We start from the raw sequence: 25057 nt of genomic DNA, 5'->3' as shown, positions 1-25057 counted from the left end.
CATGGAAGAAGAGTTGAAAGTCATCGTCTTTAAATTGGGTTCCGAAGAGTATGGTATTGAGGTAGACAAGGTTCAGACGATTGAGCGCATGATGCCAATTACCCGTGTTCCCAAGACACTTTCCTTTGTAAAAGGAGTTATTAATCTACGCGGTGTTGTAATTCCGGTCATTGATCTACGCGGTCGTTTCTCCCTTCCGGAAACGGAATACACGGATCAGACTCGTATTGTTATCGTAGGTGTAGACGACATGCAAGTTGGCTTTATCGTAGATTCTGCCAATGATGTTATTGATATCAAGAGCAGTGCGATCGATAGCCCACCAGAAGTGGTTGGCGGCGTCAAAGCGAGATACCTGCGAGGTGTTGCTAAATTGGAAGATTCACGCTTGTTGATCATGCTCAACCTAAACGAAGTATTAAATAAAAGCGAGATTGTACAGCTGGAAAGTGTTGAGGGCTAGTACCGTGGAGATGTTCAACCGATTTGAGGTATTCCAGATGGATGTGCTCAAAGAGGTCGGTAACATTGGAGCAGGCAACGCCGCAACGGCGTTGTCTCAACTCCTCAACAGACCGATTGACATGGGTGTACCTACAGTACAAATGCTCCCTTTTGAAGAAGTTGCCGAAAAAGTGGGCGGAGATGAACGCATCGTGGTTACCGTGTTTCTTCGTGTAGAAGGCGAGGCACCGGGAAATCTTTTCTTTATGATGACACCAGAGGCTGCTAAAATGTTGTTAAATAGACTTGCCGGGTTTGATCTGAAAGAAGGACTTGATTTTACAGATATGGAACAATCAGCGCTTTCCGAGATTGGAAATATTTTGGCTGGATCCTATCTTTCTTCTCTGGCAGATTTCACGAAGTTGTCTATGTATCCAACTGTTCCTGGACTTGCCATCGACATGGCAGGTGCCATTCTAAGTTATGGCTTGCTGCAATTTGGCGAGATGGGTGACGCTGCATTGTTGATTGACACATCTTTCTTTGAAGGTGAAGATCAAGTTGAGGGTCAGTTTTTCCTCATTCCGGATCCACCATCCTTTGCAAAGATATTTGAATCGCTAGGGGTGCCACTGAGCTATGATTGAGGACAAAAGCGTCGTTAAAGTCGGTATGGCGGATTTAAACATCGCTCATCTTCCTGGTGTAATCCGTACGACTGGCTTGGGTTCGTGTGTGGGATTAACAATGTATGACCCACATTTGAAGCTGGCTGGAATGGCGCATGTCATGCTTCCTACTTCAGAGATCGCCCGTGAAGGGAAACTGAACACTGCGAAATATGCGGACACGGCGTTGCCTGAGCTTTTGGAAAAGATGATTAAACTAGGCGCTTCTCGCTCACGTATTGTGTCTAAAATGGCCGGAGGCTCTCAGATGTTTGCCTTTGCTGGCGCTGGAGATACAATGCGTATTGGACCAAGGAATGCAGATTCTTGTCGAGAGTGGCTTCAAAAACTCAATATCCCTCTTCTAGCAGAAGATACGGGTGGGAATTATGGACGAACGATTGAGATGGATTGTGAAACTGGACTTTTGACTATTCGAAGCGTACAAATGGGTGTAAAGGAACTATAAGACTATGATAGGAAACTACCGCATTAATCTTGGAGCAGGCATCGTTGGGTTTATTCTTACTTTTTTTGTAGCATACAGCAGCAATGTGCTGATGACCAGTTTAATTCGCGGATTGATCGGATTCGTAGCCTGGTTTGTCCTTGCATATGGTTTACGCTGGGGATTGGGATTGCTGCTGAACCCTCAGATCGAGGGAAATGGGTATGGTTATGATTCATCAAGTGCTCAAGATCAAAGAGGTTCACAGGTGGACATTAAAATCGAAGACGATGGACAAGAGCTGAATGATTTGCTCAAGAGTGGACAGAACGCTTCATCTGGGGACGATCTTCCGCCATCTGAGACGAAAGCTCCAACGGGATTCGCCCCTTTGGATCCGCCTAAACTTGTCCGGACCAAGGATCCGGAGGAATTGGCGCAGGCCGTTCGTCACCTGACAGACAAATAAGGAGGGTGAAAGTAATTGAACGAGCGTAAAGCTTCACATTTGAACCATTCTGATCTGTGGGAAAAGTGGAAAGAACATGGAGATCTTGAAGCCAAGAAAACGTTGATTGAAAAGTATCTTCATATTGTAAATTATGTATCCGGTCGACTGGCTGTTGGTTTACCCAAAAATGTTCCCAAGGATGACTTGGAGAGCAATGGCGTTATGGGGTTAATTGATGCATTGGAGAAGTTCGACTATGAACGTGGTCTGCAATTTGAAACTTATGCATCATGGAGGGTCCGCGGAGCCATTCTTGACGGTCTGCGTCAAGGTGATTGGGTTCCGCGTTCTGTGCGTGAGAAGGCCAAGCGAATTGAAGACGCCTACCAACAGCTGGAACAAAGTTATCTCAGGTCTGTTAGTGATGAGGAAATGAGCGAGTACTTGGACGTATCCACTAAAGATTTTCAACATATGCTTCAGGAAGTGGCAGTCATGTCACTTTGCTCGTTGGAGGACCCAATTCGTGAGGAAGAGTCTGAGACTCGTCTGTCTTTGATGGTGGATGAGAAAGCCAAAAATCCGGATTATAAAGTGAATGAGTTTTATTTGAAGGAAGCTTTGGTGCAAGGGCTTGACAAGTTGACGGTAAAAGAGAGAACGGTTGTTTCACTCTTGTATTACGAAGATCTTTCTCTTAGTGAAATTGCTGAGGTTATGTCTCTTTCTCCGTCTCGTATATCCCAGTTACATTCCAAGGCAATATTACGATTACGCGGCACGTTGGACAAACAGAAAGATTTGTTGATGCGTAAAGATTAATAGAGAGAAGTAATATCATTGGAGTTTGGGGAGTGGAAAGTCTAAAAGGGGGAAGAATTGCGGTGATACAGCGGACTGCTTTGGAACAATGTTTAAACATTGTTTTATCGGACGACAAATGCACAGCCTACCTTGAATTTTCCAAAGAGGAAGAAGGCTTTGCCTGCACGATCGATGAACTTGAACAATTTGTGGCAAACAAGGGCATCAAACAAGGTGTATCGCGAGAGGCATTATTACTTTTTGTGAACAACCCTGAAACCTATTTGAAAGATAAATACAAGATCGCAGAAGGTGTCGCTCCCATTCAAGGAACAGATGGCTTCATTAAGGTTCTGGTTGGAATGGACGATTCGAATGAACGACGACCACTGGAATCGGAAGATGGAACTGTCGATTACAAAGAAGTGACCCGGTTAAACAATGTCCGTAGTGGTCAGATCATTGCAGAGCGGATCGCTCCTAGCGATGGCATACCAGGCAGGGCAGTAACGGGTGAGGAAATTCCTTATCGTCCGGGAAAAGAAGCTCGGTTTAAAGTTGGGAAAAACGTTGTGATTAACCCGGATGGTTCTGCGATGTATGCTGCACTAGATGGGCTGGTTACCAAAACGGACGGTAACAAACTGAATGTGTTTCCGGTTTATGAAGTCAATGGTGACGTTGACTACAATAACGGTAATATCGACTTTGTAGGCACAGTTGTCATACGAGGCAATGTACTTACCGGATTTAAAGTAAAAGCAGCAGGTGACATTCGTGTCGTCGGAGGTGTCGAAGGAGCTGAACTGGAAGCAGGCGGCTCAATCGAAATTACCGGTGGTATTATTGGTTATAACAAAGGACTGGTACAAGCAGGCCATAATGTTAAATGTACTTTCATTCAAGAAGGCAACGTAGATGCCGGTGAAGATGTTCTGGTTTCCCAAAGTATTATGCATTCTAATATTCGTGCTGGCCACGGTGTCATCTGTGCGGGAACCAAGGGTCTTATTGTTGGTGGCTCGATCCAGGCTGGCCAGAACGTCTCAGCGCGTGTTGTGGGCAACAGCATGTCCACGGTCACTTCCATTGAAGTTGGTGTGCTACCAAAGCTGCGTAACGAACTCAATGATTTGCGCAAGGAAGTCAGAGAGCAGATGGATTCCTTGGACAAAACGAAGAAAGCTTTGACATTGCTGGATCAATTAGCTGCCGCTGGACAACTAACTCCAGATAAGATGTCGATGCGAATCAAGCTGAATGCTACGCAGAAATCTGCTCTTCGTATAAGTGAAGAAACGAAAATGCGTATCTTTGAAATTGAAAAGGCACTTGAAGATACAAGTAATGCTCGTGTTGATATTCTGAAGATGATTTATGGAGGCTCTAAAATAGTTATCGGCAGATACACGAAATTTATTAAAGATCCAGTGAGTCGAATTTCATTTTATTATCACGATGGTGATATTACGATGGTTCCATACGTTTAAGTACAGCATTCAGGCACAGGAAGAAATCCATTCGAAACCGTGAGGTGAGCGTATGAGTTTCAAAGCAGTGGAGTTGCAGATTGCGGTACCACGAACAAGTGAAGCGGGACGTTATCAAAGTGAAGCCCAGCAGCGACCGATTACGGATCAGAATCTTTTGGCAGAGCAAACGTCGAAAGAAGCAAATGAAGCAAGGCAACGAAGTGAAGCAATGGACGAAACTTCACAGACTTCGGTGCGTGATGGGCATAACCATGATGGAGATCAGCAGAGTGGTTCCGATGGACAGGAGACGGTTCAGTCTCAAGCTCAAGAAACTGTGAAACCTGCAGAGCACCCTTACAAGGGAAAACACATAGATCTGTCTTTATAATAAATGGTTGTTATGGACATGCAGTCTTGCGCACCGATGGTTGAATCAGAAGGAGAGAACCCAATTTGTCACCATGGATCATTATTGTCATATTAGGGGCCTGCGCCATCGCCTACGCTTGTATTATGCCACGGAAAAACAAGGTGCAAGAGCCTGGGCATCAACTGGTGCAGGAGATGGAATCTACGCTTGAGCACTACATGACCGAGATCGAAAATGATAATGATGCTCTTATTCAACGTGTGGCTGAAATGAAGGGAGAAGCGACAGCAGCCGATCAACGTATGCAATTGCAACTTCAGGAATTACAGCAGCGGTTGGATCAGCTGGAACAGAGCAAAAAGAATGAAGCTGTCGCATCACCTGTTCCACACTCCGGTAATGTATCCGTACAATCTTCCGAAGGTTTGCAAGCACAAGCGCTCGTGAAAAGTGTACAAGCAGAGGCGGCCCAGCAGGCGTTAGAAGCAGACCAACAGACTAGTGAAGTCGAATCTTTGCCTGGGCGTGAATCGATTAAAGATCGATATGCAGAACTCTTTAATCTACATGCTGAAGGTAAGTCGATGGATGCCATATCCAAGCAGACAGGCATTCAGCGAGGTGAGGTACAGTTAATACTGCAACTGGCAGAACGGGAGGAAAGCTAAGTCATGGACAAGCGATCCTTATGGATTGGTCTGGGGAGCGGCATGATTATTGGTGCGGTTTTGCTTCAACTGGCCACAGTTGGACAAAATGCATTGTCGGATAGTAATCTGGACCCCGAGCAGACTGCCAATATGACCAAAGAACAGCTTGAAACGGCCGCGAAAACCTTGGATATGAAGTTGGTCGGTTCTGAAGAGGAACTATACACAGAAGCAGAGTGGGTGGCAAAGAAAAAGCAGGAGAGCAGTGAGTTGCAGGGGAGTACAGCAACACCGCCAGAGACAGCAACCTCTACGGAAACACCTACCGAGCCTGAGAAGCCACAAGAGCCTGCTGCAAGTGAAGGTGAAGGGCAGAAAGAGATAACTGAGCCGAAGACAACAGAACCTGTAACGCCAAGCAATCCGAAAGGCGCAACAGTATCATTTAAAGTACGTTCAGGCAACAGTCTGGCGATCGTTGCAGCAAACCTAAAAACTGCGGGAATCGTAGATGATGCTCAAGCATTCATAAAGGCTGGCAAGGCTGAGCGAATCAATACCAAAATCCAGGTGGGTACCTATGCGCTTGAAAAAGGCGAAAGTTTCAAATCCATTATCGCAAAAATCACGAAAGAACCGTCAAACTGAGCATGCTCGGACAGGACGGTTTTTGCGTATTAAACGGTACATTTTCAAAGCTTGATAATAATTAGCGCCTGAGTTACATATCAAGTTTAAAGGATTCGATACTAGCAAAAAAACGAAAAGTAGATTTTAGCTTCAAAGACTGTTGCATCGGACAGTCAGTTATGCTATATTAGATAACGGTGTTAAAACACACGCATGTGCTAATTTTGTTGAGGGTGCTTTCCTTATGGAGAGTCTTGGCGAAAAATGATGCCGGCGGAGGACACAATAAAAACCATATTAGGAGGTGTGTGAAGATGGCAGTAATCTCCATGAAGCAGCTTCTCGAAGCTGGGGTACACTTCGGTCACCAAACTCGTCGTTGGAACCCAAAAATGGATCGTTATATCTTCACTGAAAGAAACGGAATTTACATCATCGATTTGCAAAAAACGGTGAAAAAAGTCGAAGAGGCTTACAATTTCGTTAAAGGAATCGCAGGAGAGAATGGTAAAATTCTTTTCGTGGGCACTAAGAAACAAGCTCAAGATTCTGTTAAAGAAGAAGCTGAACGTGCTGGTCAATTCTACATTAACCAACGCTGGCTCGGCGGTACCCTGACTAACTTCCAAACTATTCAAAAACGTATTGATCGTTTGAAACAGTTGGAAGCTTGGGAAGAAGACGGTACATTCGCTGTATTGCCTAAAAAAGAAGTAATCTTGCTTCGCAAAGAAAAAGATCGTCTGGAGAAATTCTTGGGCGGTATTAAAAATATGAAAGGCCTGCCAAGCGCCCTGTTCATCATCGATCCACGCAAAGAGCGTATCGCTGTTGCGGAAGCTCGCAAATTGGGTATCCCAATTGTTGGTATCGTTGATACTAACTGCGATCCGGATGAGATCGATTATGTTATCCCAGGTAATGACGACGCGATCCGCGCTGTTAAATTGCTGACAGGTAAAATGGCTGATGCTGTAATCGAAGCTAACCAAGGCGAAGAAACTTCCGCTTAATAGATTCGAACATATGTTATAAACTAAATTAAAAGGGTGGTTGGCAGGTGGATAACCTCTCACTGCCCTTTTTTTAGAGTGAACGTACAATACTTAATGTTGGAGGGAATTTATAATGGCAGTTAATGCGAGTGCAGTAAAAGAACTTCGCGAAAGAACGGGCGCTGGTATGCTCGATTGCAAAAAAGCACTGGAAGAAGCAAACGGTGATGTAACAAAAGCGGCTGAATTGTTGCGTGAGAAAGGTCTTTCTGCAGCAGCAAGCAAAGCAGGCCGTGCAGCAACTGAAGGCGTTGTAGAATCTTACATCCACGCTGGTGGACGCATTGGTGTCTTGGTTGAAGTTAACTGTGAAACTGACTTCGTTGGTAAAACGGATCAATTTAAGGATTTCGTTAAAGATGTAGCTATGCAAATCGCTGCAGCTAATCCTAAATTCGTTACACGTGAAGAAGTTCCTGCAGATGAGCTGGAAAAAGAAAAAGAAATCCTGAAAGCTCAAGCTCTTAACGAAGGCAAACCAGAAAAAATCATTGAAAAAATGGTTGAAGGCCGTATCGGTAAATACTACGAAGAGTACTGCCTGCTGGAACAAACTTTCGTTAAAGATCCAGACAAAACGATCTCTCAATTGCTGAACGAAAAAATCAGCCAAATTGGTGAAAACATCTCCATCCGTCGTTTCGTTCGTTACGAACTGGGTGAAGGTCTTGAGAAAAAAGTAGACAACTTCGTAGAAGAAGTTATGTCCCAAGTAAACAAATAAGACGGTTTTTATAAACCGGCGAGCAGAATTGATTTTCGAAGATATAAGAATGATGAAACTTCGAAGCGTAAACTCCCTTATATCTCAGGAAAACAGTGCCTTACCGGTTAAACGTTTTTCCTAAAAGAGCGGAACACAACTGTGTTCCTTTCTTTTTAAGCAGGAGGCCATGCGCGAGAAGTTTTGTTGGTTGAACACCAAGCGTGTTCGATTCAAAGTGGAGGGTGAATAATTGGAACAGCCAGTATTTAAACGTGTTGTCTTAAAGGTCAGCGGAGAGTCTCTTTCCGGTCAAAACGGCTACGGTATTGATGCAGCTACGATCTCGTCGATTGCCCAACAGGTAAAAGAGGTTGTTGCACTTGGTGTACAGGTTGCTATTGTATGTGGCGGCGGAAACATCTGGCGTGGAATTGCCGGTAGTGAAAACGGCATCGATCGTGCAACTGCCGATTATATGGGTATGCTGGCGACAGTAATGAACTCGCTGGCACTGCAGGATGCTTTGGAACAGATTGAAGTGCCTACGCGTGTACAGACATCTATTGCAATGCAACAGATTGCAGAGCCTTATATTCGTCGTAGAGCTATTCGCCATCTGGAGAAAGGCCGGGTCGTTATTTTTGCAGCAGGTACAGGTAACCCGTTCTTTTCCACGGATACAACAGCAGCACTGCGCGCAGCGGAGATTGAAGCAGAAGTTATCTTGATGGCCAAAAATAAAGTTGATGGTGTATACTCAGCAGATCCGTTTAAGGACAGTACGGCTGTGAAATTTGATCAGTTGACTTACATGGATATTCTTAACAAAGACCTTGGTGTAATGGATTCGACGGCATCCTCGCTTTGTAAGGACAACAACATCCCGTTGATCGTATTTGCCATTACGGAACAAGGTAACATCAAACGTGTTGTTCTGGGCGAACGTATCGGAACAATCGTTAAAGGGAGTGTAGATTAATGCCACAAGCGGTTAAACAACATGCCGAAGAGCGTATGGAAAAAGCAATTCAAGCATTGCGTCGTGACCTGGCTAGTTTGCGTGCAGGCCGCGCAACTCCAGCTCTTCTGGACCGAATTCAGGTAGAGTATTATGGAGCAATGACGCCATTGAATCAACTCGCTAATATCAGTACTCCGGATTCCCGTACACTGATGATTCAGCCTTGGGACAAATCCTCCATGGGTGACATCGAGCGTGCCATCATGAAATCGGATCTGGGTCTTACTCCAGCCAATGATGGCAGCATGATCCGTTTGTCTATTCCGGCATTGACGGAAGAACGTAGAGCGGAACTTGTTAAGCTGACGAAGAAGTTCGGTGAAGAAGGTAAAGTAGCGATTCGTAACATTCGCCGTGATGCGAATGATGACATTAAGAAAATGGAAAAGTCAGATATTTCCGAGGATGAATCCCGGAGACATCAAGATGATATCCAAAAATCGACCGACAAGTTTATTGCTGAAGTCGATAAGGTACTCGCTGCCAAAGAAAAAGAAATCATGGAAGTGTAAGACAAGCGCAGCCCCTCCAATACGGTGGGGTTTTGTCTCTTTTTCCAAGCTTCAGATAAAGAAACTTCAGGGATTTTGGAGGAACAGGAATGATCAAACGGGTTCGGTCGTGGTGGAATGGGGCTGACAAGCAGGAAACGCTGACTATATCCGAGGACAATATCCCGCAGCACGTCGCCATCATCATGGACGGCAATGGACGATGGGCCAAACGTTTGGGACTCCCGCGTATAGCCGGGCACCAAAATGGCATGAAGGCGGTCAAACGTGCGACCATCGCGGCGGATGAACTGGGCATCAAATATCTGACGATGTACGCTTTTTCGACAGAAAACTGGACGCGTCCAAAAGAAGAAGTGGATTTTCTGATGCGACTTCCGCAAGAATTTCTAGCTATAGAGCTGGATGAACTTATAGAAAAAAATGTGCGCATTCGCATGATGGGTCAAGAGGAACATTTACCTTCTCATACCATTAATGCCTTGCGGGAAGCCATTCGTCTTACGGAACATAATACAGGTCTCGTTTTGAACTTTGCAATGAACTATGGAAGTCGTCGTGAAATGACGGACTGTGTTAAACAGATCGCTCTGCAGGTGAAATCGGGGGAACTATCGGCAGAGGACATAACACCTGAACTCATTGATAGACATATGCTGACGGTTGACATGCCTGATCCGGATCTGCTGATCCGGACGAGCGGAGAGTTGAGATTAAGCAACTTTATGCTTTGGCAGCTTGCATATAGTGAATTATGGTTTACGGATATATACTGGCCCGAATTTGGCAAAAAGCATTTGCTTGAAGCAGTAGCCGAATATCAGCGCAGAACAAGGCGTTACGGCGGTTTGAAATAGATGGAGGATGAAGCCGTTGAAACAGCGACTAACGACAGGAATCATAGCAGGTGTGTTGTTTTTAGGTTTTTGCATGCTGGGCGGACCCTGGTACCATGGTTTGGTATTGCTTATGGCTCTCATCGGTTATTATGAATTTGTTAAAATGACCGGGGTGATGCCTTTTTCAGGTGTAGCCCTGATTGGATATGCTGGTGTTTTTGCCATTGTGTTTCCTTGGGAAATGCTTTGGGAGGCAAGACCGCTATCCTTATTTCAGGTCATCTGGATAGTAATGCTTGTACTGATGACAGCTTCGGTTGTCACCAAAAATAAGGTTCCCGTGAATACAGTGGCCATGCTTTTCCTCGGCGTGTTGTATATAGGGATCGGTTTCTATTACATTGCAGAATCCAGACATCTGCATCATGGGTTGTTCTGGACGTTCCTGTTGCTGGGCTCCATATGGGCCAGTGATGCAGGAGCTTATTTTGTAGGGAAACTCATTGGTAAAAACAAACTGTGGCCTTCCATCAGTCCAAACAAGACTATAGAGGGTGCACTGGGTGGCATCGTAATTGCAATTGTTACTTCTGTTATTTTTGCATTAGTATCAGATGGTTTGCTTACCTGGCAGAGAGCGATTGTGATCGGAATTGCCTGTGCAGTTGTAGGTCAGATGGGTGACTTGATCCAGTCTGCATACAAACGTGTATATAATATCAAGGATTCAGGCAGTCTTCTCCCAGGGCATGGAGGCATTCTTGATCGGTGCGACAGCTGGATTGTTGTTTTTCCATTCGTACATATACTAATGCTACTGCCCTACTAAAGAAGAACATGAGTCTGAGATAACAGCATTGTTCGCCGTAGGCATTGGATAATTAAAGATGAGGTGCAGCATGAAAAAAATTGCGATTCTTGGGTCAACCGGTTCCATTGGAACCCAGACACTGGATGTAGTTGACATGCATCCAGAACTCTTTCAAGTGGAGGGACTGGCTGCCGGAGGCAATACAGACCTGCTGATCGAACAAGCCAAACGTTACCGGCCGAAGAAAGTATCAGTGGGGTCCAAAGAACTGGCGGAGAAGATAGCTCCACATTTGCCAGCAGGAACGCAACTATTTTATGGCAACGAAGGACTCGTAGAAGTTGCGGCAGGAACCGATGCGCATACGGTTGTTACAGCGGTGGTGGGCAGTGTTGGATTGGAGTCAACGCTTGCTGCCATAGATGCAGGCAAACAGATCGGACTGGCCAATAAGGAGACATTGGTTACAGCGGGGCATATCGTTACGACAAGAGCGGCTGCCAAAGGAGTCTCTTTACTGCCCGTTGATAGTGAGCACTCTGCGATATTCCAATGTTTAAATGGTGAAAACAGAGAACGCCTGACAGGCATCACGCTCACCGCTTCAGGTGGATCATTCCGTGATCTTACCCGTGAACAGTTGAAGAACGTGACTATAGAGGATGCGCTTAAACATCCGAATTGGTCAATGGGCTCCAAAATCACGATAGACTCGGCAACGATGGTTAACAAGGGTCTTGAGGTCATTGAAGCACATTGGTTATTTGGTCTTCGATATGATCAGATTAATGTATTGCTTCACCCAGAGAGTGTTATTCATTCTTATGTGGAATTTGATGACACCAGCATCATCGCACAACTGGGGAATCCGGATATGCGAGTTCCAATTCAATATGCACTGACTTACCCTGACCGCTTGCCATCACCGGCACAGCGTCTGTCTCTCGCTCAAGCTGGGAAATTACATTTCCGTGATATGGATATGGAACGGTTCCCGTGTTTAAGAATGGCGTATGAGTGTGGTAAAATGGGAGGAACCGCAACAACGGCGTTTAATGCAGCCAACGAGGTTGCTGTAGCCCGTTTCTTGCGTAAAGAGATTTCATTCCTTAAAATAGAAGATATTATTGCTTCTGTGCTGGAAGCACACCACAATGTGGACGAGCCTGATCTGCAGGAGATCGCACGTTGTGATCAGGAGAGCCGTAAGCTTGCGGCCAGTCTGTAATCTCTTTTTTCATTACAAATTGGAAGAAGTGATTCTCTTGTGCGGCATCAGAGAATAATGATAATCTAGAGGGACAGACTGCGGTATGTGCCGTGAAGGAGGATGGATAGGGATTGGAAACCATACAAGTGGTATTTCTAACGGTGCTCATGTTCTTTGTCATCGTGACGGTTCATGAATGGGGGCATTATTATTTTGCCAAACGCGCCGGTATTCTTGTACGGGAGTTTGCGATCGGTTTTGGTCCCAAATTGTTCTCATATAAAAGAAACGAGACCCAGTTTACATTGCGTTTGTTGCCTTTTGGTGGATATGCACGGATGGCAGGGGAAGATCCGGAACTGGTAGAGATCCAGGAAGGACAGACCATTGCGGTAAGATCAGCGGATGACCAGGTGAAGATGATCTATCTGGACCAGCTGGATAACCGTAAAAATGTAATACGTGGTGAAGTCATCTCCATTGATATGGAGAGAGCGCTGAAGCTTCAACTCGATGTAGATGGAGAGATTCAGGAGTATCGTATTCATCCTCAAGCAATGTTGGTAAGTCGTGGTAAACAAACGCAGATTGCACCGAAAGATCGTCAATTCGGCAGCAAAACTGTTGGACAGCGTGCATTGGCTATTTTTGCGGGCCCACTCATGAACTTTATTTTGGCCTTTGTGCTGTTTGCTGTATATGCGCAGATGGCAGGAGTTCCAGTGGAAAATCCAAAAAATCTTGTAATTGGTGAAGTGCTTGAAGGTGGGGCAGCCGATGAGGCGAACCTGCAAAAGGGCGATATTATCGAAACCATCAATGGTACTGCAATTGGTACGGATTCACAAAAAATGGTGTCGATGATTGCCGATTCCAAAGACAAGCCGATGGAATGGACGCTACGCCGGGGTTCGGATACGTTTAATATAACGATTACTCCACGTGCTGTAGAAGGACAAGAGGGCGGTAAAGTGGGAATTGTACCTACGTTACCAACCCGATCTGTTGGATTTGTAGAGACATTTAAAGTCTCAGGCGTGGCCATGGTTGATACAACCAAAATAATATTTGAAGGTTTTAAACATCTGATCAATCAGTTCAACATGGATGATATCGGTGGTCCAGTTCGCACATTTGAAGTGACAGGACAAATTGCTAAACAAGGGATTGAACAGTTAACGAGATGGGCAGCGATTTTGAGTCTGTACCTTGGGATTTTCAACCTGCTACCAATACCTGCACTGGACGGCAGTCGTCTGGTATTTTTGGGAATTGAAGCGCTGCGCGGCAGACCTGTTGATCCCAATCGCGAAGGCATGGTGCATTTCGTCGGATTTGCGATGTTGTTTGTGTTGATGCTGGCAGTAACTTACAATGATATATTACGTTTAATTAACGGATAATTACGGTTGGACTACGCTCTGGACATTCAGAGATAGTCGTTATGGGAGGACGCTGGAGTCTTATGTCAAAGGAAAATGATAAACAGTTCGTGACTGAAATCACACCACAGGGTGAGGATTTCTCACGCTGGTACATTGATGTTATCAAAAAAGCTGATCTCATGGACTATGCACCCGTACGCGGTTGTATTGTGTTCAAACCAGACGGATTTGAAATCTGGGAACATATTAAGGATGAGTTGGATCGTCGTTTCCGGGAAACGGGTCATCGCAACGCATACTTCCCGATGTTCATTCCTGAGAGCTTCTTTCAAAAGGAAAAAGAGCACGTGGAAGGTTTTAACCCTGAATTACCATGGGTTACGGAAGCTGGCGGAGAGAAGCTGGAAGAACGTCTGGCAATCCGTCCTACATCCGAAACGATTATTGGTCACATGTATTCCAAGTGGATTCAGTCTTATCGGGATCTTCCGGTACTGATCAACCAGTGGGCTAACGTAGTTCGTTGGGAAAAAAGAACATTGCCTTTCCTTCGCACAAGTGAGTTCCTGTGGCAGGAAGGTCATACAGCGCATGAGACGGAAGAAGAAGCACGTGAAGAAACGATGAAAATGCTTCAGATTTATCGTGAAGTGGTTGAGGAATACTTGGCTATTCCTGTAATTGTGGGTCAGAAAACCAAGTCCGAGAAGTTTGCGGGTGCGGTGGATACCTATTCGATCGAAGCCATGATGAAGGATGGACGTGCAGTACAAGCAGGTACATCTCACTACATGGGGACGAACTTTGCAAAAGCATTTGAAATCCAGTATCTTAGCCGGAATAATGTGCTGGAGCTGGCTTACACTACTTCATGGGGAGTAAGCACACGTTTAATCGGTGCATTAATTATGGTTCATGGAGATGACCGTGGTCTCGTACTTCCTCCTAAAGTCGCACCGACTCAAGTGGTCATGATTCCAATTGGGCCTCCTAAAACACGTGATGCTGTTGTTGGGCGTGCAGATGAGTTGTTCACTGAGTTGAAAAAAGCTGGAGTCCGTGTGAAAATGGATGATCGTAGCGATGTTCGCCCAGGTTGGAAATTCAATGAATACGAGATGCGCGGTGTTCCGATTCGTCTAGAGATTGGTCCACGTGATATGGAAAATGGCGTTTGTGTACTCGTATCACGGATCACAGGTGAGAAGAAAGTGGTAGAACAAGCAAACCTGGTAGAAGAGATCCAGGCTATGCTGACACAGATCCAGGTAGATATGTTAGAGCGTGCCCGCACATTTATGTCGGATAACTTCTACTCCGTGGATACACTCGATGAGATGAAAGAACTGATGGAAAATAAACGCGGGTTTACACTGGCCGGATGGTGCGGTTCGGAAACTTGCGAAGATAAAGTAAGAGAAGTCACAGGTGCAACAAGCCGGAACATTCCGTTCCAGCCTGCTGAAGAAAAGCATACGTGCCTGGCTTGTGGTGAACAGGCAGAACACACGGTTGTGTTTGCAAGAGCGTATTAAGTCAGGATCACTTGACGAAAAGCACTTATTCACCGTTTAAGTAATGAATGGAGAGCTTCTGTCGGATAAAATGAGTCGGTGCGAGTTCGGATCGGTGACATTTTTGAATGCAGGGGCTTTTCATGCTTTAAGGGGGTACAAGGAGGAACACGATGAGCGGATTCGAGGAGAAAAGAAAACGGTTTGAGTTGTTGATGAAACAGGCAGAGCTTCCGGCTGGTCTGTTAGAGCCCTATTTTTTGGATGGATGGATTGAACAAGTAGAGACCAATCGAAGTAATCGGGATTGGAATATTCTGATTGCAAAGGATACGTTGGTACCCGCTCCAATCTATCGCACATTTTGCCTGCATATCCAAGAGAAAATGAATCATATCGCCAAAATTTCATTTGGCTTCAAATACACGGATCAAGTACAAAATGGTGATATCGTTAGTGAATATTGGAATCTGTTTCTGGAGTGGGTTACCCGTGAGATTCCATCTGTAAATGGTTGGATGAACCGGACAACCTTTGAATGTGAAGAGGATCTCCTACAACTGACAATGAGCGACGCAACATCAATGGAATTGGCTCGTAAAAAACAGATTGATCAGGCTATTACGAAATTCTATGAAAAATACTTTCATCTACCTCTTCGCATCAAGATGCAAGTGGGTGAAGTGGGAAGTAATAAAGAGGCCATGGAACAGTTCCAGGCCCAAAAACGTGTAGAAGAACTTGAAGTCATCGAGAAGATGATGAGTGAAGTGGACACAGAAATCCCGGTGGATGAGGAGCAGGGTGATCTGCGTTTACAAATGGGTTATGACATTAAGGAACCTGCAGTACCCATGCAGGAAATCCAGGATGAAGAGAAAAAGGTCACGCTTCAAGGTTCGGTCTTTGGTCTGGATCGTAAAGAATTGCGAAACGGAAATACGTTGTTTACCTTCTACCTGACCGACTTCACGGACTCCATGCAAATGAAGATGTTTGCCAAAACAAAAGAGGATGTAAAAATTCTCAGTTTGTTGGCTAATGGTAAATGGGTGAAAGTGCGTGGTCGTGTAGAATATGACCGGTTTATGCAAATTCCTGAACTGGCTATGATTCCTTCGGACCTGATTGAAGTTAAAGCACCGCCGTCTCGTAAAGATAGTGCACCAGAGAAGCGGGTGGAGTTCCATTTGCACTCTACGATGAGTACGATGGATGCTGTAACTTCAATCGACAAATACGTGAAAATGGCAGCAGAGTGGGGACATAAGGCGATTGCAGTCACTGATCATGGTGGGGTGCAGGTATATCCCGAGGCTTCCAAGGCTGCTAAGAAAAATGGGATTAAAATGATCTACGGCCTTGAGGCCAATGTAGTGAATGACTCCGTTGCGGTCGTATTGGCTCCACAGCCATTGGATCTGCAAACAGCGACATACATTGTATTTGATATCGAGACCACGGGTCTTTCGGTTACGCAGAACAAAATTATTGAGATTGCCGCTGTGAAGATGCAAGATGGTAAAGAAATCGACCGGTATGCGACGTTTGTAAATCCACATGAACGCATTCCTTACAACATTCAGCAATTGACAAATATTAATGATGAAATGGTGAAAGATGCACCTGAGCTGGAGCCTGTTATCCGAGAGTTTGTACAGTTTGCCGGAGATGGTGTACTTGTTGCGCATAATGCACGTTTTGATATGGGTTTTATTCAGGCTTCCCTGAAACAAATTGGATTGCCAGAGCTACCTAACCCTGTCCTTGATACATTGGAACTGGCGCGATTGTTATTTCCAAAAAATAAGAACCACCGTCTGAATACGATGGCAGATAAATATAAGGTTGGACTTGAAAGTCATCACCGTGCCATTGATGATACGATTGCACTCGCGGGTATACTGATCGGATTATTAAATGATGCTGCTCAGATGAAAGGGTTAACGAGGCTTGATCGCTTGAACGATTATGTAGGTGTCGACTTGTCGAATACAAGACCTTTCCATTGTGGAATCTATGCATTGAATGATGTCGGTAAGAAAAATCTATACAAGCTGGTATCTCTCTCTCATACGGAACATTTCAAGCGGGTACCGTGCATTCCCAAATCAAAACTGATTAATTTGCGTGAAGGCCTTGTTATTATATCGGGCTGTGAAAAAGGGGAGTTTTTCGAAGCGGTGCTTAACAAATCGCTCGAAGAAGCGGAAGAGATCGCTGAGTTCTATGACATACTGGAGATCCAACCACTTACCATGTATATGCATTTGGTGGATAAAGGGTTGGTGGCTACACCCGAAGAAATCAAAACAGCGATCCGTAAAGTCATCGATATAGGTGCAAAATTTAATAAACCAGTCATAGCCACAGGTAACGTGCACTATTTGGAACCGCGTGACAAGTTATATCGGGATATTACCATTCACGGAATTACAGGTTTTAGTCCACTCAAAGATCAACGTAAACCGGATGCACATTTCAGAACGACAGAGGAAATGCTGGAAGAGTTCCAGTTCCTGGGCCAAGATAAAGCTTACGAAGTCGTTGTTACAAATACGGTAGAGTTATCTGACCGCTTTGAGGAAATTAAGTTATTCCCGGACAAACTGTTTACTCCAATTCTGGAAGGTGCGGACGAAGAAATCCGTAATACCTGCTATGACACTGCCAAGTCTATCTATGGCGAGGAATTACCAGAAGTAATCGTTGCACGACTAGAGAAAGAGCTCATTCCAATTATTAAATACGGTTTTTCTGCCAACTATCTGATCTCGGAACGCTTGGTTAAAAAATCGAATCAGGATGGTTACCTCGTAGGTTCGCGGGGATCGGTTGGCTCCTCTGTTGTTGCTACATTCCTGGGTATATCCGAGGTTAATCCACTACCTGCTCATTATATTTGTGTGAATTCAGAATGCAAACACAGCGAGTGGTTCCTGGACGGCAGTGTTCGGAGTGGATTTGACCTTCCAGAGAAAGAGTGTCCGGATTGTGGTGGCACACTTAAAGGAGAAGGCCAGGATATTCCGTTTGAGACCTTCCTTGGATTTAAAGGAGATAAAGTTCCCGATATTGACTTGAACTTCTCTGGTGATTATCAGCCTCATGCTCATAACTATACGAAAGTACTATTTAGTGAGAAGAGTGTTTTCCGTGCGGGGACCATCGGTACGGTGGCTGAGAAAACAGCATTTGGTTTTGCCAAGAAGTACGAGGAACATCATCAGAAGAAATGGCGTGGAGCTGAATTGAATCGTTTGGCCTCTGGCTGTACTGGGGTGAAACGGAGTACTGGTCAGCATCCCGGTGGTATTGTCGTAGTACCTGATTATATCGAGGTCGAAGACGTTACACCTGTTCAGTTTCCGGCTGACGACGTTAATGCGGAGTGGAAAACGACACACTTTGATTATCATGCTTTTGAAGAAAACTTGCTGAAACTTGATATTCTGGGGCACGATGATCCAACTATGATGCGGATGTTGCAGGATTTGACAGGGGTCGATCCAACGACCATTCCGATGAATGATCCGAAAGTTATGAGCATGTTTAACTCAACCGAAGCTTTGGGTGTTACACCGGAACAGATTAGGTCGCCAGTCGCAACGTTTGGCGTGCCGGAGATGGGAACGAAGTTTGTACGTCAGATGCTTGTTGAATCCCAGCCGACGTCTTTTGCCGATTTGCTGCAGATTTCCGGATTGTCCCATGGTACAGGGGTATGGCTTGGAAACGCTCAGGATCTGATTAAGAACGGAACGTGTAACATTAAGACGGTAATTGGTTGTCGGGATGATATCATGTTATTTCTGATCTATAAAACGGGAATGGACGCAAGTCTGGCATTTAAGATTACCGAGAGTGTTCGTAAAGGACGGGGCCTACCACAGGAATGGATTGACGAGATGAAGAATTGTAAAGTGCCTCAATGGTACATTGATTCGTGTCTCAAAATCCAGTACATGTTCCCGAAGGCTCACGCGGCCGCTTATGTTATTTCGGCAGTACGTACGGCGTTCTTCAAGCTGTATCATCCGATTGAATATTACGCAACTTACTTTACTGTTCGAGCTGATGAGATTGATATCGAACTGATGTGTCAGGGATATGACGCGATCTATCGCAAAATTACGGAAATTGAGCAATTAGGTTTCCAGGCACCTCCAAAAGAGAAAAACATGTTACCTGTCCTGGAAATGGGTCTGGAAATGGCAGCACGCGGATTCTCGCTGAAATCCATTGACTTATACCGTTCAGAAGCGACAAAGTTCATCGTTGACGGAAAAACACTAATCCCTCCATTTTCAGCTTTGGCAGGAATCGGGGATAATGCAGCTCGCAATATTGCTGCGGCAAGAGATCATGGTGAATTCCTGTCAGTGGAAGACTTCCAGCAGAAGTCGAAAGCAAGTAAGACCATTGTTGAACTCCTGTCGAATATGGGATGTTTCCGTGGCTTGCCAGAGAGCAATCAGCTTTCCCTTTTCTAGGATTGAATTTGGATCTAGCCATAGCGATTGTTGGGGGAACGTAATTTTTCCTTCATTAGTAAGTAAACTGCCTGAAGCATCGCTTACTTGTCACTATTACCAGACTATGTTATAATTTTTGAAGTGAACGAGATAGTACGAATTTCTAAAGAGTGGGGAAACCCACTCTTTAGTCTTTGGTATACAAGAATCTTGGGTATTGAATAATCTGCCAGTGCTTTTTTGCTGGTGTAACCTAAGTTGGAGGTTATTGGTTTTGAGCACAACGAACATTAAATCTACCGTGGAAGAAATGATCCAACCCTACTTGAACGAACAAGGCTTCGAGCTGGTTGACATCGAATACGTCAAAGAAGGCAGCAACTGGTTTTTACGGGTGTATGTCGACAAAGAGGGTGGCATCGACATCGACGATTGTGTCTTGATCAGCGAAAAGCTGAGCGCCAAGCTGGATGAGAACGATCCGATTCCAACCATCTATTTCCTTGAAGTGTCTTCTCCCGGTGCGGAGCGTCCACTGAAAAAACCTGAGGACGTTACCAAAGCTGTAGGCAAAAATGTTTTTGTTACAACCTACGAGCCGGTGAACGGATTGAAGGAATTTGAAGGCAAGCTGCTTTCCTTTGATGACGATGAACTCGTGATCGAAGCAGGCAAAAAACAGCATGCCATTTCTTATGATAAGGTTGCCAGTGCGCGCCTAGCTATTTTGTTTTAAGTGCCTTGTTCACTTTATTAATGAAAAAGACACATCTCACGATAACGGCAAGGTGCTCATGAGTTCAGAGCCTTTCGCCGTTTTACGTATGAGATGCCATGTTTGAAAGGGGGATCAACATTCATGAGTACGGATTTTATTGAAGCAATGAATGAATTGGAACGGGAAAAAGGGATCAGCAAGGATGTGCTGTTTGAAGCGATCGAGGCTGCACTAATTTCCAGCTACAAGCGGAATTTCAACACGGCCCAGAATGTGCGTGTTGACATGAACCGTAATACGGGAGTTATTCGGGTGTATGCCCGTAAATTGATCGTGGAAGAAGTCCTGGATTCACGTACCGAAATTTCATTGCCTGCTGCACGAGAAATCAACCCACACTTCCAGCTGGAAGATATTGCGGAGATTGAAGTTACGCCGCGTGATTTCGGACGTATCGCGGCACAAACTGCCAAACAGGTAGTGACCCAGCGGATTCGTGAAGCCGAACGCGGCCTGATCTACAACGCTTTCGTAGATAAGGAAGAAGATATCGTTACGGGAGTGGTGCAGCGTCAGGATTTGCGCAATATCTACATCGATCTGGGCAAAATCGAAGCGGCTTTACCGCTGACCGAATTGATGCCGAACGAGAAGTTTGTTCATGGTGACCGTATTAAGGCGTATATCACCAAGGTCGAGAATACGACGAAAGGGCCGCAAATCATTTTGTCCCGTACCCATCCGGGCCTCTTGAAACGTCTCTTTGAACTGGAAGTGCCTGAGATCTTTGACGGTGTAGTTGAAATTCGCTCCGTCGCTCGCGAAGCAGGGTTCCGCTCCAAGATTGCCGTTCATTCCCGCAACGAGGAAGTTGATCCAGTTGGATCTTGTGTAGGTCCTAGGGGAATGCGCGTGCAGACCATTGTGGGTGAGCTGCGCGGTGAAAAAATCGACATCGTTCGTTTCTCCGATAAGGTAGACGAATATGTTGCTAATGCACTGAGTCCTTCCAAAGTATTGGAAGTTCATGTATTTGAGGAAGAAAAGATGGCTCGGGTTATCGTTCCGGACTATCAACTGTCCCTCGCAATTGGTATCAAAGGCCAAAATGCCAGATTGGCAGCCAAATTAACCGGCTGGAAAATCGACATTAAGAGCGAGAGCCAGGCGGAACAGGAATTCGGCAGAGAAAAAGATTCTTCTTCTGAAATGCATCAGGATTCCGTCTCCGTCGACTAAAGTAAAGTACGGGGGGCGCTGACGTATGAAACCAAAAAAAGTGCCGCTGCGCAAATGTGTGGCATGCCAAGAAATGATGCCCAAAAAGCAGCTGATTCGCATTGTTAAAACGCCAGAGGATGAAGTGCTGATCGATTTGACTGGCAAAAAATCCGGACGTGGTGCCTATTTATGCGGCAAAGAGTCCTGTTTTAAGCTCGCACTCAAAAACCGGGCTTTGGATCGGGCGTTAAAAGGCAAAGTCTCACCTGAAATTTACGAGCAATTAGCAGCTGACTTCATCGCGGTTGAGGATGAATTCATAGCAGCACAGGAGCGTGAACATGACTAATATTAAAACGCTGTCTTATTTGGGACTCTCTATGCGTGCAGGTAAACTTGTAACAGGTGAAGAAATTGTACTTAAAGCGATCCGTTCTTCCGAAGCTAAAATGGTTATTGTTGCGGGTGACGCCTCAGCCAATACACAAAAGAAATTTCGCGATAAATGCGGAACTTATAAGGTTCCTCTGTTGATCGGATTTGACCGGGATAGTCTGGGTTCAAGTATCGGTAAAGACACGCGTGTTGTTCTTGCAGTAACGGATCGAGGGTTTGCAAAAATGATCTCCAAGCAAGTCGGTATAATGTCGGAGGTGGAGTATATTGAGTAAACAGGAAAACAAGGATAAATTGCGGGTTTATGAATATGCGAAGTCCCTTAATATGAGTAGTAAAGAAATTATAACCATTCTTAAAAAGCTGGAAATTCCCGTAAACAATCATATGAGTGTCATGGAGAATGGTTCAGTCGGTAAGGTGGAACAATTTTTTAAAGATATAAAATCCACTGCTGCTTCGAAACAAGGCAACGATGCAAAACCAGTTGCTACTTCGGCAGTGCGCAGTGACAAACCAGTGGACAGCAACAAGCCGGCCGGCGGAGTGAACACGCCGATTAGCAGCAACCCATCCGGTAGTCCCGTACAAACAAAAATACAACAGGAAAAGCAGGTAGGTATGAACAATAGACCAAATTCCAACAATAACAATGGCACTCAAAGACCCAGCGGCCAAGACAGTCGCAACAGAACGAACTCTTCCCAAGGCTCAAGCCAAGGGGGACAATCAACTAACCGTCCAAAACCAGCTCAAGGTGGACAAAGCAGTACTGCATCCCGTCCGCAAGGAACGGGTCAACGTCCGAATAACAGCGGTGGCGGTCAAGTAAGAACTTCAGGCCCTAACAGCGGTGGTAATACAGGTACTGCTGGCAACCGTAGCGGTGGCCAAGGTCAGAGCCAAGGACAAGGCCAACGTAGAAGCGGCCCAGGTGGTACTACTGGCAGCAACAACAATAGTGGTAACCGTTCGAACAGCGGTGGCGGTGGACGTCGTTATGATGACAACCGTGGCGGTAACTTCCGTGGTAACCGTGGTGGCAAGAACAACCGCAACAGAAATCAACAACAGTACCAACAACGTGAGAAAATTGATAACACACCTAAGAAAATCATCGTTCGTGGTGATATGACCGTTGGTGAAACAGCGAAGTTGCTCCATAAGGATGCTTCCGAAGTTATCAAAAAGCTCATCGCTATGGGTGTTATGGCAACAATCAACCAAGAGCTTGATATCGAAACGATCCTTCTGCTTTCAGGTGAATTCGGTGTTGAGGTTGAAGTGAAGATTGTGCTTGAAGATGACCGTTTCGAAACACTGGAAGAGAATGATGATGCTGCTGACTTGCAGGCTCGTCCACCAGTAGTTACGATCATGGGTCACGTTGACCATGGTAAAACTACTTTGCTGGATGCGATTCGTTCTACGAATGTATCCGATGGCGAAGCAGGCGGAATCACGCAACATATCGGTGCTTATCAAGTTGAAATTAACAACAAAAAAATCACGTTCCTGGATACTCCGGGTCACGAAGCGTTTACAGCGATGCGTGCACGTGGCGCACAAGTTACGGATATGACGATTATTGTCGTAGCTGCGGATGACGGTGTTATGCCACAGACCATTGAGGCGATTAACCATGCCAAAGCTGCTGGGCTACCAATCATCGTTGCTGTCAACAAAATTGACAAGCCGGGCGCTGATCCAGATAAAGTGAAACAAGAATTAACCAGCTATGAACTCGTTCCGGAAGAGTGGGGCGGAGATACCATCTTTGTTAACGTGTCAGCGAAACAAAGAATGGGTCTGGAAGGTCTGCTTGAAATGATTCTGCTCGTTGCAGAAGTGAACGAATACAAAGCGAACCCGGACAAACGTGCCCGTGGTACAGTGATTGAAGCCGAGCTGGATAAAGGACGTGGCCCAGTTGCACGTATCCTCGTACAGCACGGTACATTGAAAGTCGGCGATGCTTTCGTTGCAGGTAACTGCTTCGGTCGTGTTCGTGCGATGGTCAATGACAAAGGTCGCAAATTGAAAGAAGCTGGACCTTCAACACCTGTAGAAATCACAGGTCTGACTGAAGTTCCAGGTGCGGGAGATCCATTCATGGTGTTTGAAGATGAGCGCAAAGCGCGTTCCATCGCTGACAAACGTTCGATCACGCAACGTGAATCCGATCTGGGTACGCATACTCGTGTGACGTTGGACGATCTGTTCCAGCACATCAAAGATGGCGAGATCAAAGATCTGAACGTAATCATCAAAGGTGATGTACAAGGTTCGGTTGAAGCATTGAAAGGTTCCCTTGCGAAGATCGAAGTTGAAGGTGTACGCGTGAAAATCATTCATAGCGGCGCTGGTGCAATCACAGAATCCGACATCATTTTAGCTGCAGCATCCAATGCTATCGTGATCGGTTTCAACGTTCGTCCTGATAACCAGGCGAAATCAACTGCAGATCAAGAGCAAGTAGACATTCGTCTGCATCGCGTGATCTACAGTGTTATCGAAGAAATTGAACAAGCGATGAAAGGTATGCTTGATCCGATCTACAAAGAAAAAGTTATCGGTCATGCTGAAGTTCGGAGCACGTTCTCCATCAGTAAAGTGGGTACCATCGCTGGTTGTATGGTTACCTCGGGTAAAATTACGCGTTCTGCGGAAGCACGCCTGATTCGTGATGGCATTGTCCTTTACGAAGGTAAGCTGGATTCCCTGAAACGTTATAAAGATGATGCCAAAGAAGTAGCACAAGGTTACGAGTGCGGTATCACACTTGATAAATATAATGATCTCAAAGAAGGCGACGTTATCGAAGCTTTCATTATGGAGACAGTACAACGATAAGCAAGGAAGCATGAGGTGAACAACAATGGCTAAGATTCGTACAGGTAGAGTGGGCGAGCAGATCAAGAAAGAAATAAGTCTGCTCATCCAGTCTGAACTGAAAGATCCACGTATCGGCTTTATTACGGTAACGGGAGTCGAAGTGACAGGAGACTTGTCGCAAGCCAAAGTTTATCTGAGTGTCTTCGGTGAACAGGAACAAAAAGATAACACGCTCAAAGCTCTGGCAAAAGCAAATGGATTTTTGCGTTCCGAGCTGGGCAAACGTATCCGGTTCCGGCATGTCCCCGAGTTGATATTTAAGATTGACGAATCCATCGCTTATGGCAGCCGAATTGAGAAGCTGCTTGGCGATATTGGTTCCGACAAGAACGAATCCCAGTAACAGAATAGAGGAG

Annotated in this window: 25 protein-coding genes; all 25 read left to right on the top strand. The window is 45.4% G+C overall.

Annotation, left to right across the window (positions count from 1 at the left end; translation table 11 throughout):
* The first annotated feature begins 1 nt into the window (after position 1).
* The 25 genes from MKY28_RS14690 (at position 2) to rbfA (ending at position 25044) form a co-directional block, all read left to right on the top strand.
* Positions 2 to 463, top strand: coding sequence for a chemotaxis protein CheW (locus tag MKY28_RS14690; RefSeq protein WP_036609340.1), 462 nt, complete (start codon positions 2 to 4; stop codon positions 461 to 463).
* A 10-nt stretch (positions 464 to 473) separates the two neighbouring features.
* On the top strand, positions 474 to 1094 hold the full coding sequence (locus MKY28_RS14685; protein ID WP_100529443.1) for a chemotaxis protein CheC: 621 nt from the start codon (positions 474 to 476) through the stop codon (positions 1092 to 1094).
* On the top strand, positions 1087 to 1584 hold the full coding sequence (locus MKY28_RS14680; protein WP_091031874.1) for a chemotaxis protein CheD: 498 nt from the start codon (positions 1087 to 1089) through the stop codon (positions 1582 to 1584). The genes MKY28_RS14685 and MKY28_RS14680 overlap by 8 nt, the downstream gene beginning before the upstream one ends.
* 4 nt (positions 1585 to 1588) lie before the next feature.
* On the top strand, positions 1589 to 2032 hold the full coding sequence (locus MKY28_RS14675; RefSeq protein WP_253507499.1) for a hypothetical protein: 444 nt from the start codon (positions 1589 to 1591) through the stop codon (positions 2030 to 2032).
* 15 nt (positions 2033 to 2047) lie between these two features.
* Positions 2048 to 2836 (top strand): FliA/WhiG family RNA polymerase sigma factor, encoded by a 789-nt coding sequence (locus MKY28_RS14670; protein WP_017689160.1) that lies wholly within the window; start codon positions 2048 to 2050, stop codon positions 2834 to 2836.
* A gap of 62 nt (positions 2837 to 2898) precedes the next feature.
* On the top strand, positions 2899 to 4308 hold the full coding sequence (locus tag MKY28_RS14665; protein ID WP_036609334.1) for a DUF342 domain-containing protein: 1410 nt from the start codon (positions 2899 to 2901) through the stop codon (positions 4306 to 4308).
* Between the two features lie 52 nt (positions 4309 to 4360).
* Positions 4361 to 4681, top strand: coding sequence for a hypothetical protein (locus tag MKY28_RS14660; protein WP_036670379.1), 321 nt, complete (start codon positions 4361 to 4363; stop codon positions 4679 to 4681).
* 65 nt (positions 4682 to 4746) lie between these two features.
* The gene (locus MKY28_RS14655) at positions 4747 to 5331 is read left to right on the top strand and encodes a hypothetical protein (RefSeq protein WP_036670381.1); all 585 of its coding nucleotides are present in this window, start codon (positions 4747 to 4749) and stop codon (positions 5329 to 5331) included.
* 3 nt (positions 5332 to 5334) lie between these two features.
* Positions 5335 to 5961, top strand: coding sequence for an endolytic transglycosylase MltG (locus MKY28_RS14650; protein ID WP_036670382.1), 627 nt, complete (start codon positions 5335 to 5337; stop codon positions 5959 to 5961).
* Between the two features lie 296 nt (positions 5962 to 6257).
* A complete protein-coding gene (gene rpsB, locus MKY28_RS14645) occupies positions 6258 to 6956 on the top strand; it encodes a 30S ribosomal protein S2 (RefSeq protein ID WP_017689155.1) in 699 nt (232 codons plus the stop codon).
* 115 nt (positions 6957 to 7071) lie between these two features.
* The gene (gene tsf / locus MKY28_RS14640) at positions 7072 to 7722 is read left to right on the top strand and encodes a translation elongation factor Ts (RefSeq protein ID WP_036609326.1); all 651 of its coding nucleotides are present in this window, start codon (positions 7072 to 7074) and stop codon (positions 7720 to 7722) included.
* Positions 7723 to 7954: 232 nt separating this feature from the next.
* Entirely contained in the window at positions 7955 to 8683 is a 729-nt protein-coding gene (pyrH, locus tag MKY28_RS14635; RefSeq protein ID WP_211081635.1) for a UMP kinase, read from the top strand.
* The gene (gene frr / locus MKY28_RS14630; protein WP_100529402.1) at positions 8683 to 9237 is read left to right on the top strand and encodes a ribosome recycling factor; all 555 of its coding nucleotides are present in this window, start codon (positions 8683 to 8685) and stop codon (positions 9235 to 9237) included. Before pyrH ends, frr begins: the two co-directional genes overlap by 1 nt.
* A gap of 89 nt (positions 9238 to 9326) precedes the next feature.
* Positions 9327 to 10094: an isoprenyl transferase gene (locus tag MKY28_RS14625; RefSeq protein WP_017689151.1), complete on the top strand. Its 768-nt coding sequence runs from the start codon at positions 9327 to 9329 to the stop codon at positions 10092 to 10094.
* A 16-nt stretch (positions 10095 to 10110) separates the two neighbouring features.
* On the top strand, positions 10111 to 10905 hold the full coding sequence (locus MKY28_RS14620; protein WP_340936280.1) for a phosphatidate cytidylyltransferase: 795 nt from the start codon (positions 10111 to 10113) through the stop codon (positions 10903 to 10905).
* A gap of 70 nt (positions 10906 to 10975) precedes the next feature.
* Complete coding sequence (locus MKY28_RS14615; protein WP_338708476.1) at positions 10976 to 12115, top strand: 1-deoxy-D-xylulose-5-phosphate reductoisomerase; 1140 nt, start codon at positions 10976 to 10978, stop codon at positions 12113 to 12115.
* A 113-nt stretch (positions 12116 to 12228) separates the two neighbouring features.
* Entirely contained in the window at positions 12229 to 13500 is a 1272-nt protein-coding gene (rseP, locus tag MKY28_RS14610) for an RIP metalloprotease RseP (protein WP_036609317.1), read from the top strand.
* A 62-nt stretch (positions 13501 to 13562) separates the two neighbouring features.
* The gene (proS, locus tag MKY28_RS14605) at positions 13563 to 15017 is read left to right on the top strand and encodes a proline--tRNA ligase (RefSeq protein ID WP_036670387.1); all 1455 of its coding nucleotides are present in this window, start codon (positions 13563 to 13565) and stop codon (positions 15015 to 15017) included.
* Between the two features lie 152 nt (positions 15018 to 15169).
* Positions 15170 to 19489 carry a PolC-type DNA polymerase III gene (locus MKY28_RS14600; protein ID WP_340936276.1) on the top strand — a complete coding sequence of 1440 codons (4320 nt, stop codon included), beginning with the start codon at positions 15170 to 15172 and terminating at the stop codon, positions 19487 to 19489.
* A 256-nt stretch (positions 19490 to 19745) separates the two neighbouring features.
* Complete coding sequence (rimP, locus tag MKY28_RS14595; protein ID WP_036609311.1) at positions 19746 to 20207, top strand: ribosome maturation factor RimP; 462 nt, start codon at positions 19746 to 19748, stop codon at positions 20205 to 20207.
* Positions 20208 to 20330: 123 nt separating this feature from the next.
* The gene (gene nusA, locus MKY28_RS14590; RefSeq protein WP_338708478.1) at positions 20331 to 21428 is read left to right on the top strand and encodes a transcription termination factor NusA; all 1098 of its coding nucleotides are present in this window, start codon (positions 20331 to 20333) and stop codon (positions 21426 to 21428) included.
* 25 nt (positions 21429 to 21453) lie between these two features.
* The gene (rnpM, locus tag MKY28_RS14585; RefSeq protein ID WP_036609307.1) at positions 21454 to 21759 is read left to right on the top strand and encodes an RNase P modulator RnpM; all 306 of its coding nucleotides are present in this window, start codon (positions 21454 to 21456) and stop codon (positions 21757 to 21759) included.
* Positions 21752 to 22081 (top strand): L7Ae/L30e/S12e/Gadd45 family ribosomal protein, encoded by a 330-nt coding sequence (locus MKY28_RS14580; protein WP_017689142.1) that lies wholly within the window; start codon positions 21752 to 21754, stop codon positions 22079 to 22081. The genes rnpM and MKY28_RS14580 overlap by 8 nt, the downstream gene beginning before the upstream one ends.
* Positions 22074 to 24659: a translation initiation factor IF-2 gene (infB, locus tag MKY28_RS14575; RefSeq protein WP_338708480.1), complete on the top strand. Its 2586-nt coding sequence runs from the start codon at positions 22074 to 22076 to the stop codon at positions 24657 to 24659. Before MKY28_RS14580 ends, infB begins: the two co-directional genes overlap by 8 nt.
* A 25-nt stretch (positions 24660 to 24684) precedes the next feature.
* A complete protein-coding gene (gene rbfA, locus MKY28_RS14570) occupies positions 24685 to 25044 on the top strand; it encodes a 30S ribosome-binding factor RbfA (protein ID WP_017689140.1) in 360 nt (119 codons plus the stop codon).
* Positions 25045 to 25057: the final 13 nt, after the last annotated feature.

Source organism: Paenibacillus sp. FSL R5-0473 (assembly GCF_038004565.1).
In the GTDB taxonomy this organism is placed as follows: domain Bacteria; phylum Bacillota; class Bacilli; order Paenibacillales; family Paenibacillaceae; genus Paenibacillus; species Paenibacillus amylolyticus.
This window is presented reverse-complemented; position numbering and strand designations above follow the sequence as displayed.